The sequence below is a fragment of the Dorea sp. AM58-8 genome, from assembly GCF_003464045.1.
Taxonomy (GTDB): Bacteria; Bacillota; Clostridia; order Lachnospirales; family Lachnospiraceae; genus Claveliimonas; species Claveliimonas ammoniilytica.
Map to the genome: position 1 here is coordinate 173167 of NZ_QSDM01000004.1, position 12302 is coordinate 185468.

A 12302-nucleotide genomic window follows, 5' to 3' on the forward strand; every position below is an offset into this window, starting at 1 on the left:
CGATTAATCTTCAGATTCTTTCTTTATAAATTCAATGAACCGCTGTACCGCCGGTAATTGATAGCGATCCCGCATCCAGAACATGTAATGGCGGTAAAAAAGATCCATATCTTTAATAGAATGAATATGAATAGATGCTTCATCCAGTGAATCAACTTTCGGTACCAGTGCAATTCCAAATCCTTCTTTTACGAGAGCCATAATAGAGTGCTCGTCCGGACATGTTACGATGATATTCGGTTTCATACCCAGTCTTCGGTATAAACGTTTGGAATATCTTCCGGGACCGGAATCCTTGTCGTAGCCGATTATGGGGTAATTCATCAGTTCCTGGATTGCAACATCATCATACTGGTTCAATTCATGTTCGTTCGGAGTAATGATTACCATTTTTTGTTTCTGCAATGGATAAAACGCCAACTCATCATCATTATCTATAAAAGCACCGAATCCCAGATCCAGTTCTCCCATTTTTACTTTCTGAGCGATGGCAGGGCTGTGATTCTGGTAAAAGTTGAACGATACCTTTGCATTTTCTTCTATATTAAGGAACTTTCGAACTTTATGAGGGATGTAGTGACTGGCAAGTGGGAAGATGTATCCGATATCAATGTAGCCATTACCGGATGCAATCTCGTTCATTTTAGTTTTAGCAACTTCGCATTCGGATAAAATACGGTCCGTATATTCTTGAAACAGTCTGCCGGCCTTAGTAAGCACAATTCCCCGTCCCTGCTTTTCAAACAGCATCACGCCAAGCTCTTTCTCGAGCGAGGAAATGGCTCTGCTCAAGGATGGCTGCGAAAGATAGAGCTTCTCTGCAGCCTTATGATAGTTCTCATATTCTGAGACAGTTTGAAAATATAATAATTGATTGAATGTCATGTTCACACCTCTTCCTTGAATACACCATAACATATTGATAGCTTAAACGCATTAATTTTGTGCTTAAATCCTTTCGATCATGATGCGGGTCATTCAATTTTCAAACAGGCAGTCACCAAAAAATAAAAATGGTGGAATTAACAAGCGAAGAATAATATAATGATGCCAGAGAATCATGGATAAAGATTTTTAATATATCAGCTGGGAGTCAATCCCCCAGCTGATATAGCCTCCGGCAGGATTGCAGAGGCATTCTTGAACGTGAGAAGGAGATAGATTATGAATATCGTAAAAGTAAGAAACGTTGAGATTGGTGCAGGAGTTCCAAAGATCTGCGTACCAATTGTTGGTATAACAAAAGAAGAGATTATCACAGAAGCAAAATCATTCGATTCTATTCCGGTTGATGTTGTTGAGTGGCGTGTAGACTGGTTTGAGCATGTATTTGAATTTGACAAAGTGTTGGATGTGCTGAAGGAACTGCGAAAAGCTCTGGGAGAGACTCCGATTCTTATGACATTCCGCACTTCAAAAGAAGGTGGCGAAAAAGCAATCGGGGATGCCGCATATGCTGAGTTAAATATCAAGGCAGCGCAGTCCGGATATGTCGATCTTGTAGATGTGGAAGTGTTTACAGGTGATGAGATTGTAAAACAGATCATCGAAAGTGCTCATGCAGCGGGTGTGAAGGTTGTAGCTTCTAATCATGATTTCTTCAAGACACCGGACAAGGATGAGATTGTGTCCCGTCTTAGGAAAATGCAGGATCTGGGTGCAGATATTCCGAAGATCGCAGTTATGCCGCAGAACAGAAAAGATGTGCTCACACTTCTTGCCGCTACAGAAGAGATGTCAGGCACATATGCAGACAGACCGATCATCACAATGTCTATGGCAGGAACAGGTGTGATCAGCCGTCTGTGCGGGGAGGTATTTGGCTCGGCACTTACATTCGGAGCTGCTAAGAAGGCTTCTGCTCCCGGACAGATGGGTGTAAATGATTTAAGCACAGTTCTTGGCCTGCTTCACAATGCATTATAATTCCGGGAATATTTCTTTGAATTCCCCCGGTGCGAGGGCTTCGTCTAATGTGAAGTTTCCCATGGTAACTCTTTTCAGCGCGATGATGCAGCAGCCTACAGCCTTAAGCATTCTGCGTACCTGATGCTTTTTCCCTTCGGTGACGGTAATCTCGCCAAAAACGATTGGATGCTCCGGACGGTTATGGCAGCTTGCAGACTGAATCTCCGGATGAAGTGTGGGAAGGACTTCTTTTAATACGCTTGTGGCGGTGACACATACGTGTGCAGGAGCCGTCAGCCTGTCGCTTCCCGTTAACTGTACACCGTGTTCCAATGCATAGAGATCTTCCTCTGACAGCGTTCCCATTGCTGTGAAGAGGTAGGTCTTTTCTTTTTTATAAGAGGGATGTGTCAGCTTTTGGTTAAACATGCCGTCATCTGTGACGAGAAGCAGTCCTTCGGTAGCACGGTCCAGCCGTCCCACCGGAGACAGATCTGGATTATCAAGATCAGAAAATAATCCATAACGGTAGGATAACGGTCATCGCGCCTGGCGCAGACACAGCCAAATGGTTTGTTGAACATATAATAGTGGTACATAATGACCTCCGTAAAGTAAGCATTCTCGCTACATTATTTCTGAAAATCGGGTAAATGTCAACTGTCATACACCGCCTTTACTTGTGAAAATGGGTGTGCTACACTGAGGACAGAAGAGGTGACTGCGTATGAAAAATTATTCGGAAGATGCAAACAGACAATACCATATACAGACTGCAGAGGGCGAGGTAGGACGCTATGTGATCCTGCCGGGAGATCCGGGGCGCTGTGAGAAGATTGCACAGTACCTGGATCATCCTGTAAAAATAGCTGAGAATCGTGAATTTGTAACATATACCGGAGAGTTGTGCGGTGAAAAAGTCAGTGTGACATCGACAGGTATCGGCGGACCATCGGCGGCAATTGCCATGGAAGAGCTGTATCGGTGTGGTGCGGAGACATTTGTCAGGATCGGAACCTGTGGGGGCATTCAGCCGGAAGTGAAGAGTGGAGATGTTGTGATCGCAACCGGTGCAGTACGGATGGAAGGAACCAGTAAGGAATATGCACCGATTGAATATCCGGCGGTTGCCGACCTGAACGTGATAAATGCCCTGGCAGATGCGGCGGAGGATATGGGTGCAGATTATCATACCGGAGTTGTGCAGAGCAAGGATGCATTCTATGGACAGCACGAACCGGAGAAATTACCGGCAGGGTATGGGCTGATCCAAAAATGGGAAGCCTGGAAGATGCTTGGCTGTCTTGCATCAGAGATGGAGACGGCGGCGCTTTTTATCGTGGCATCCCATCTGCGGGCAAGGGCAGGAGCGTGCTTCCTTGTAATGGCTAATCAGGAGCGGGAAAAAGCCGGGCTTTGGAATCCGGTAGCGCATGATACAGATCTGGCTGTCCGCGTGGCAGTTAATGCTGTGCGCAGGCTGATACAGGATGACCACAGAAAGGCAGTAAAGAAGGAGCACGATGAGAATGGCTAAAGGTGAAGGATTAAATGCAGATATGATTTCCAGACTGATTGATCGCGCAATCGAGGAAATGTCTTATGCATATACGCCTTATTCCGGTTTTCGCGTAGGTGCGGCATTACTGACAGAAAGTGGTGAGATATATACAGGATGCAACATTGAAAATGCAGCATATACACCGACTAACTGTGCAGAGCGGACTGCGTTTTTCAAAGCAGTCAGTGAGGGAGAGAGGCATTTTGCCGCCATTTGCATTGTTGGCGGAAAAGATGGGAAGCTTGCCGATTATACATCACCGTGTGGCGTGTGCAGACAGGTGATGATGGAATTCTGCGAACCGGAGCAATTCAAAATTATACTTGCGATCAGCCGGGAAGAGTATCAGATTTATACATTAAAAGAATTATTGCCGGAAGGCTTTGGACCGGCAAGGCTCGCAAGATAGATACAGAGCAATAGATGATGACAGCAGACGAGGAGTGACGGATATGAAAGAATATAAGAGAATATTTGTGATCGTGATGGATTCACTGGGCATTGGTGCTATGCCGGATTCGGAAAAATTCGGAGATATTGGCGTGGATACATTTGGACATATTCTGGAGCGGATGCGGACACTGGATATGCCAAATCTCCGGAAGCTTGGTATGCTGAATCTGCATTCCGGTGGTGATATGACAGGTATCAAACAGCCTGTGGGAAGATATTGCAAAATGGCTGAGTGCAGCAATGGCAAGGATACCATGACAGGACACTGGGAAATGATGGGACTGCGTACGGAGAAGCCATTCCGTACATTTACGGAGACAGGATTTCCACCAGAACTGATCAAAGAACTGGAAGAGCACTGTGGAAAGCGGGTTATTGGCAACAAGAGTGCCAGTGGTACAGCGATTATTGAAGAACTGGGTGAGGAAGAGATCGCAACCGGAGCTATGATCGTCTATACGTCGGCTGATTCTGTGATGCAGATCTGTGGCAATGAAGAGACTTTCGATCTGGAGAATTTGTATCGGTGCTGCGAGATCGCCCGGGAACTGACGATGAAGGAAGAATGGCGTGTCGGACGAGTCATTGCAAGACCATATATTGGTAAGAAAAAGGGTGAATTTAAGCGTACAAGTAATCGCAGAGATTATGCGTTGAAGCCGTCAGGAGCAACTACACTGAATGCACTTGCAGATGCGGGATACGATGTGATTGGCATTGGGAAGATCCATGATATTTTCTGCGGTGAAGGAATTACCGAAAGTCTGCATTCCACCAGTTCTGTTAATGGTATGGAGCAGACGATTGATATCTGTAAGAAGGACTTTGAAGGGCTGTGCTTTGTGAATCTGGTGGACTTTGATGCGCTGTGGGGACATCGCAGGAATCCGGAAGGTTACGGAAGAGAGATCGAGAAGCTGGATAAGAATCTGGGTGTACTTTTAGATACCATGCGGGAAGATGATCTCCTGATATTAACAGCAGATCACGGGAATGATCCAACCTACACCGGAACGGATCACACGCGTGAATACGTACCGTTATTGGCATATTCAAAGGAAATAAAAGAAGGCGGCAAGATACCGGATACAGATACATTTGCGGTGATCGGAGCGACGATCGCAGATAATTTTGATATCCGTATGCCGGAAGGAACCGTTGGATATTCTATCTTAGAAGAACTGAAATAAGGATAATAGAAACAGGGAGCAATGAAGTGAATGATTAATCGAGAAGATATGCTGGAGCTCAGCAGAAGAATGACACCGGCCAGGGCATCAGTGGCAAGAATCGCAGGTGCATATTTTGATGAAGAAGGTTATGTGGATGGAACATTTAATACACATTTTCTGAAGCTTTCAGAAGCAGAGCGCAGCCGTAATCTGAATCAGGCCAAGACACTCCTCCTCGCTAAAACAAACGAGGAACTGAAGGAATATCCGATTCCGGCAGCAGAACGGAAACCGGGAAGTATCTGGCAGCTTCTCGATGGAATACTGGAATCAGAATTAAAAAATGATGCATTTTTAGATATCTTATACGAGGTGATCAGTGAGAAATATCAGCCTGGTTATTCTTACGCGTGCTTTTTATATTTCGGACAGTACGATGTGCCGGTCAAGGGCAGTGATAAGGAATGGTTGGAAGGATCGGAAGAAGTCTATACTTATCTGCTATGTACACTTAGTCCGCTGGAAGGCGAGTATGAGCCGGGAAAACCAACAGCGGGATTCCTGTATCCGGCGTTTAAAGAGAGAAGTGGGAATTGCGAGTATATGAATGTTTTAAGGTTAGGTTAAGGCTCCGCCCATTGTACCTTAAGATTCTTTTGCTATACTTACAGTATAGAAACAAAGAACTACTTTTTGAAATATAAAAGGAGACAGGAGGAGTTATAATGGGAGCATGGAGTCGTAAAGGACTGAAAGAAAAAGCGAAGATTAGATTAAAAGCAAATTACTGGAAGGCGGTGCTTGTCGGGTTACTCGCAGTGTTGATTGGAGGTGGAAGTTCAGCAGCATCTGGAGTATCATCTGGTGTACAATCGAGTTCGACAGATGTGATTGGGGATTCGATTGTGAATAGAATACCTTATATCTCTCCGGCAGGTACGATTATGATAATTCTGTTTGCATTGGCTGTGGCATGTATCGCGATTGCGATAGCAATTGTTTTAAATGTATTGCTGATCAATCCACTGGAGATTGGACGCAACCGTTTCTTCTACAGAGATCTGGAAGAAAATGCAGAGATTAAAGAGGTGTGCTTTACATTTGACAGAGGCTACAAGAATGGTGTGAAGATTATGTTCTTCCGTGATCTGTATACCATCCTCTGGTCACTTTTGTTTATCATTCCTGGTATTGTTAAGTCTTATGAATATCGCATGATTCCATATATTCTGGGCGAAAATCCAGACATGAATCGGGAACAGGTATTTGCAATGAGTAAGCAGATGATGGATGGAAATAAATGGAATACATTTGTCCTGGATCTGTCATTTATCCTGTGGGATCTTCTTGGAGCATGCACAATGGGTATTCTTCACGTATTCTATATCGAGCCATATAAAAGACTTACGGATGCCGGGCTTTATCAGGCATTGAAAGAACAGATGTTAGCAAGAACAGAGAATGTAGTGGGAGAACAGTAGGGAAAGACTCTTATGAAATATGTGATTTTAATTGCTGATGATGAAGCAGAGATCAGAGATTTGCTCAGATTATATTTGGAAAACAGTGGATATGATGTCCTCGAGGCCGCAGATGGTCTCGAGGCATTGGCGGTTCTGGAGAAAGAACATGTGGATCTTGCAGTACTGGATGTGATGATGCCGCGCATGAATGGGCTGCATGCGTTGAAAAAGATTCGGGAAACGAGTAATATTCCGGTGCTTGTATTTTCTGCAAAAGATGCAGATTCGGATAAGATTCTTGGGCTCAATTTGGGCGCGGACGATTATCTGACGAAGCCATTTAATCCACTCGAAGCAGTAGCAAGAATTCAGTCGAATATCCGACGTTTCTATTCGCTGGGTGGGCATGATGGGAAGATGGAGTCAGAGACTGCCAATCTGAAGGTGAGGGATTTGATGCTGGATACAGAAAGCTGCGTGCTGTATCGGGAAAAAGAACCAATCGAACTGTCTTCTGTGGAATACCGGATTATGTATATGTTCATGGAACATCCCGGAAAAGTATTTACAAAAGGACAGATCTTTCAGGCTGGATGGAACGAAGAATATATGGACGATGATAATAATGTTATGGTGTGCATCAGCAAACTCAGAGCAAAGTTATCAAATGATGGAAGTAAATATATCAAGACGGTCAGAGGGCTGGGATACCGATTGGAGAAATAGACGGAGGAAAAGGGAATGGCACAAACAGATACGTCGCAGACAATAGAACATCTGAAACGTTTCCTGATTATTCGTCTGTTGGCAGTAATGGTATTTATCTTTGCCTGTGAAGCAATTATTAATCTGATTGTAACCAGAATCATGTTTCCTGTTTTTAATACATTATTTGGGACAGAGCCGATTTTTACAAATCAGTCAGCAGGGGAAAATATTATCTTATTGCTGCGAATGGCCGGTTATTTGTTGCTGACTGGAATTAATATACTACTTCCAAATGGTCTGGCTGGAATATTTTCCTATATTTCAGCAGGTTTGTGGAAAAACAGCAATCTTCTTACCGGAATGTCCGGAACGGAACAGATGTTGATATTTGTAGTGTTGTTTGTTTTTATCTGCCTTTATCTGCTTCCGTATATGGTAGGCGTTTTATATTACAGCGGTATTGTGGTAAGGAAAATGGAAGAGGTGCGGGAATACGACAGAAGGCAGCAGGAAGCATTTGCCAGAAAGAGGAATCTGTTGCTGTCCGATATTACCCATGATCTGAAAACTCCGATCACAACTGTTGCTGGATATGTACAGGCATTGAATGACGGCATGGTGGAAGATCCGGAAAAGCAGAAGCAATACCTGGAATCAATTCGGAAGAAATCGTTGGAAATGAGCGAGCTGATCACATTGCTTTTTAATTACGTGAAGCTGGACAGCGAAGGATTTGATCTGAAAAAGGAACGGATCAATATCACAGAACTTGTCCTTCAGCTTGTGGCAGGTGCGTATACTGATATGGAAGAGGCTGGGATGATTCCTGATATAGATATTCCGGAAGAAGCGGACTATGCAGAAATAGATAAAATGCAGTTCAGCCGTGCGTTTACAAATTTGCTTACGAATGCTATCAAGCATAATGAAGCAGGAACCAGCATAAAAATCAGCATGAAAAAGAAGCTTAGTTATCTGGTGATCAAAGTCATGGATTCCGGCGAGAGGATCGATTTGGAGTTAGCACAGCAGTTGTTCGACCCGTTTGTTATGGGCGATGAATCGCGAAACAGCCGGGGCGGAAGCGGACTTGGATTAAGCGTCTCAAAAAAAGTCATTGAAATGCACGGAGGCAATCTGACATTGGAGCAGCCGACAGAAGAAGGATATACGAAAGCATTTTGTATTAAGATAAAACAAGTGGAAGAGAAACCATATGAATATGAGTAAGGGAAGAATTTTAACATAGACATACATCAAAATGCCCCTGCATAGATTGTAAAAAACGAACTATGCAGGGGTTTTGTATGAAAGAATATATTGAAGAACGTGCAATTGAGATCGCCTATTATATCATCGAACATAAGGCTACGGTTCGCCAAACGGCCAGGCAGTTTGGAGTCAGTAAGAGCACTATACACAAGGATGTGACAGAGAGACTTCTTACAGTTAATCCATCGCTGGCAGCGGAGGTGCGCAAGGTTCTGGATGTGAACAAATCCGAGCGGCACATCCGCGGCGGTATGGCGACGCGTGAAAAATATCTTCATCAGCACGAACTGTCAGAGACAACATTTAAGACAGTGTAAATACTCTGGTCGCGATTGAGAAGTAGATCATGATCGAACAGGTATCTACTACAGTTGTGATCAGCGGCGATGCCATGATGGCAGGATCCATGTGCAGCTTCTTTGCAAACAATGGAAGCGTACAGCCGATGATCTTAGCAATGATGACAATCAATGACAGCGACAGTGCGATAACGATTGCCATTTTTAAATCTTTGTACATAATAAAAATACGGATACCGTTGGCAATTGCCAGACCGATTCCGACTAGCAATGCGATGCGGAATTCTTTGAAAATCACCCGGAAAATGTCTTTGAATTTGATCTCATCCAGGGCAAGTCCGCGAATGATCAGAGTCGAACTCTGCGAACCACAGTTACCGCCGGTATCCATCAGCATCGGGATAAATGATACCAGAAGTGGCACTGCCGCAAATGCATTTTCGTAACGGGTAATGATCGTTCCGGTAATTGTTGCGGAAAACATCAGCACTAGCAACCATACGAAACGATTTTTAGCGTGAGCAAAAACGGATGTATCAAAGTAGCTTTTTTCACTTGGTGTTACAGCGGCCATCACAGTCATATCTTCTGTGGCCTCGTCTACTACGACATCAATAGCATCATCGACGGTGATGATGCCAACCATTAATCCGTCCGCATCCAGTACCGGAAGGGCAAGAAAGTCATATTTAGAGAAGAGCCTTGCAGCTTCTTCCTGGTCGGTATGTGTATGAACAGAGATGATCTCCGTCTCCATGATGTCACCAATTTTAGTGTCATCATCCATGGTCATCAAATCCTTGGCAGTTACGATACCGATCAGCTTTCTGCGTTCCAGTACGTAACAGGTATAAATGGTCTCTTTGTGGATGCCGACTTCCTTGATGTGGCGCATGGCATCGCGCACGGTCATGTCTTTTTTCAGTGCCACATATTCAGTAGTCATGATACTTCCGGCACTGTCATCAGGGTAGTTCAGCAACAGATTAATATCGTCACGTTTGCTGCTGTCTACCGTGTCCAAAATACGGGTAACCAGATTAGCCGGAAATTCACCCAGCATATCTACGGTATCATCCATATAAAGGTTATCAAGAAGCTCTTTCAGTTCCTTTTCGGTAAATATCTCTACCAGATAAGCCTGCATGGTGCTGCTCATATTGGAAAATACGTCAGAAGCTTCGTCTTTTGGAATCAGCCGGAATGCAATGGCCAGTTCCTTATCTTCTAATTCTGAAAGCAGAAGAGCAATGTCTACTGCATTCATTACATTTAATATATTCTGGATTGTCTTGTAGTCTTTCTTCAAAAGCAGATCTTTGAAGATTGTTATTGTCATATTCATCGGAATCCCATCCTTTCATTAATATCAGTCGAAAGTTGTATATCAAATTATCCGCGTCCGAATCCATTACTCTCACCACCTTTTTCTCGTAAAAATATAAAAAACCTCATCAAAGCCTGAGCAATGACAAGGTTGTTCTGTCTCCAAATAATCATCATCGTTCAAGCTTTAGTATCGCAGGGCTTAATAATTGCATTAGGTTATGCCTTAAATACGACATAGCCTGTTGACCAGCGAATCGTGTCTCCACGTTTTTGCGGCAGCAATCTTAGGAATAACCATATCCCTGCGGTAACCTCACCTACCGAGAATATTTAATTCTGCAAACTCATTCTACCGCCCGAGGTAGGGGATGTCAACCAATAGTTACTAGTTATATGAAGAAATTGGGTTAAATTTTGGTAAAAGAAATCATACTTCGATGCTTGTAAATATCGGAGTGCTATTTTATAATGAAAAGAAGTACGGAAGCCTGGCATAGTGTCTGGCTTTCAGGACAAGATTGAGGAGGAACACAGGTGGATAGAGAATTAGTAATTGTACTTGATTTCGGCGGACAGTATAATCAGTTGGTTGCAAGACGTGTCCGTGAGTGCAATGTATATTGTGAGATTTATTCTTACAAGACTGATATTGAGAAAATCAAGGCTATGAACCCGAAGGGAATCATCCTGACCGGAGGTCCGAACAGCTGTTATGAGGCGGATTCTCCGACATATGCAAAGGAATTATTTGAAATGGGTATTCCGGTGCTCGGACTTTGCTATGGTGCACAGTTAATGATGCATATATTAGGTGGTAAAGTAGAGCGTGCAGATGTCCGTGAATATGGTAAGACAGAAGTATTTGTAGATAAGACATCTCCATTATTCGGTGATGTGTCTGAGAAGACGATATGCTGGATGAGCCATTTTGATTATATTTCAAAGATTGCTCCGGGATTCCGGATTACAGCACACACAGCAGACTGCCCAACAGCAGCGGCAGAGTGTCAGGAGAAAGGACTGTATGCAATTCAGTTCCACCCGGAAGTATTGCACACACCAGAAGGAACCAAGATGCTGTATAATTTTGTAAGAAACGTCTGTGGATGTGCCGGTGACTGGAAGATGGATGCGTTTGTAGAGAATTCTATTAAGGCTATCCGTGAAAAGGTCGGAGACGGTAAAGTGCTCTGTGCATTATCAGGTGGTGTAGATTCATCTGTAGCAGCTGTTATGTTGTCAAAGGCAATCGGTAATCAGCTGACCTGTGTATTTGTAGATCATGGACTTCTTCGTAAAAATGAAGGAGATGAAGTAGAAGCAGTATTTGGACCAGATGGACCGTATGACCTGAATTTTATTCGCGTGAATGCGCAGGAACGTTTCTATAGTAAGCTTGCCGGAGTGGAAGAACCGGAGAGAAAGCGTAAGATCATCGGAGAAGAATTTATCCGTGTGTTTGAAGAAGAAGCTAAGAAGATCGGTGCAGTAGACTTCCTGGTACAGGGAACCATTTATCCGGATGTAGTAGAAAGCGGTCTGGGCGGTGAATCAGCAGTGATCAAGTCTCATCATAACGTAGGCGGACTACCGGATTATGTAGATTTCAAAGAAATCATTGAACCACTGCGTGACCTGTTTAAAGACGAGGTAAGAAAAGCGGGTCTGGAAATGGGTATTCCGGAGTATCTCGTATTTCGTCAGCCATTCCCGGGACCGGGACTTGGTATCCGTATCATTGGAGAAGTCAATGCAGAAAAAGTACGCATCGTACAGGATGCAGATGCAATTTATCGTGAAGAGATTGCAAAAGCAGGACTTGATCGTGGAATCGGACAATACTTTGCAGCACTGACCAATATGCGAAGCGTTGGTGTTATGGGTGACGAAAGAACCTATGACTATGCAGTAGCATTGCGAGCAGTTAATACCATCGATTTTATGACGGCAGAGGCAGCTGAGCTTCCATTTGAAGTACTGCAGACGGTAATGAGCAGAATTATTAATGAGGTCAGAGGAGTCAACAGAGTATTCTATGATCTCACGAGTAAGCCGCCGGGTACGATTGAGTTTGAGTAGAATCCGGTGAGCCGCAAACCCTTTGTTTATAAGGGGTTCAAGGCTCTCCGTTTTCACG

General features: G+C 43.9%; 13 protein-coding genes and 1 riboswitch. Of the genes, 10 read left to right on the forward strand and 3 right to left on the reverse strand.

The genetic code is table 11. From position 1 onward, the window contains the following. Nucleotides 1-3 precede the first annotated feature (3 nt). The gene (locus DXA18_RS05140; RefSeq protein WP_118382982.1) at nt 4-885 is read right to left on the reverse strand and encodes a LysR family transcriptional regulator; all 882 of its coding nucleotides are present in this window, start codon (nt 883-885) and stop codon (nt 4-6) included. A gap of 279 nt (nt 886-1164) precedes the next feature. Between DXA18_RS05140 and aroD the strand changes: the two genes are divergently transcribed. Next, on the forward strand, nt 1165-1926 hold the full coding sequence (gene aroD, locus DXA18_RS05145; protein ID WP_118382983.1) for a type I 3-dehydroquinate dehydratase: 762 nt from the start codon (nt 1165-1167) through the stop codon (nt 1924-1926). On the opposite strand, the gene DXA18_RS05150 is transcribed toward aroD, so the two are convergent. Beyond that, nucleotides 1921-2391 (reverse strand): pseudouridine synthase, encoded by a 471-nt coding sequence (locus tag DXA18_RS05150; RefSeq protein WP_243007043.1) that lies wholly within the window; start codon nt 2389-2391, stop codon nt 1921-1923. The two genes, aroD and DXA18_RS05150, sit on opposite strands and share 6 nt — an antisense overlap. A 244-nt stretch (nt 2392-2635) precedes the next feature. Between DXA18_RS05150 and udp the strand changes: the two genes are divergently transcribed. From udp to spoIIID, 8 genes are all read left to right on the forward strand, one after another. Continuing rightward, on the forward strand, nt 2636-3445 hold the full coding sequence (gene udp, locus DXA18_RS05155; protein WP_118382984.1) for a uridine phosphorylase: 810 nt from the start codon (nt 2636-2638) through the stop codon (nt 3443-3445). Continuing rightward, entirely contained in the window at nt 3438-3878 is a 441-nt protein-coding gene (locus DXA18_RS05160; protein ID WP_118382985.1) for a cytidine deaminase, read from the forward strand. The genes udp and DXA18_RS05160 overlap by 8 nt, the downstream gene beginning before the upstream one ends. Nucleotides 3879-3921: 43 nt before the next feature. Then, on the forward strand, nt 3922-5112 hold the full coding sequence (locus tag DXA18_RS05165) for a phosphopentomutase (protein WP_118382986.1): 1191 nt from the start codon (nt 3922-3924) through the stop codon (nt 5110-5112). Nucleotides 5113-5142: 30 nt separating this feature from the next. Further along, nucleotides 5143-5721, forward strand: a complete 579-nt coding sequence (locus tag DXA18_RS05170) for a DUF4317 family protein (RefSeq protein WP_118382987.1) — start codon at nt 5143-5145, stop codon at nt 5719-5721. A 98-nt stretch (nt 5722-5819) separates the two neighbouring features. Then, a complete protein-coding gene (locus DXA18_RS05175) occupies nt 5820-6575 on the forward strand; it encodes a DUF975 family protein (protein WP_118382988.1) in 756 nt (251 codons plus the stop codon). A gap of 12 nt (nt 6576-6587) precedes the next feature. Beyond that, a complete protein-coding gene (locus tag DXA18_RS05180) occupies nt 6588-7283 on the forward strand; it encodes a response regulator transcription factor (RefSeq protein WP_118382989.1) in 696 nt (231 codons plus the stop codon). A 15-nt stretch (nt 7284-7298) separates the two neighbouring features. Beyond that, the gene (locus tag DXA18_RS05185; RefSeq protein WP_118382990.1) at nt 7299-8495 is read left to right on the forward strand and encodes a sensor histidine kinase; all 1197 of its coding nucleotides are present in this window, start codon (nt 7299-7301) and stop codon (nt 8493-8495) included. A gap of 77 nt (nt 8496-8572) precedes the next feature. Continuing rightward, nucleotides 8573-8854, forward strand: coding sequence for a sporulation transcriptional regulator SpoIIID (gene spoIIID / locus DXA18_RS05190; RefSeq protein ID WP_118382991.1), 282 nt, complete (start codon nt 8573-8575; stop codon nt 8852-8854). Here the strand turns inward: spoIIID and mgtE are convergent. Further along, nucleotides 8841-10175: a magnesium transporter gene (mgtE, locus tag DXA18_RS05195; RefSeq protein ID WP_118383027.1), complete on the reverse strand. Its 1335-nt coding sequence runs from the start codon at nt 10173-10175 to the stop codon at nt 8841-8843. The two genes, spoIIID and mgtE, sit on opposite strands and share 14 nt — an antisense overlap. A 152-nt stretch (nt 10176-10327) precedes the next feature. Further along, a riboswitch (M-box (ykoK) riboswitch) is annotated at nt 10328-10497 on the reverse strand. 202 nt (nt 10498-10699) lie between these two features. Between mgtE and guaA the strand changes: the two genes are divergently transcribed. Then, the gene (gene guaA / locus DXA18_RS05200; protein ID WP_118382992.1) at nt 10700-12244 is read left to right on the forward strand and encodes a glutamine-hydrolyzing GMP synthase; all 1545 of its coding nucleotides are present in this window, start codon (nt 10700-10702) and stop codon (nt 12242-12244) included. The last annotated feature ends 58 nt before the right edge of the window (nt 12245-12302 follow it).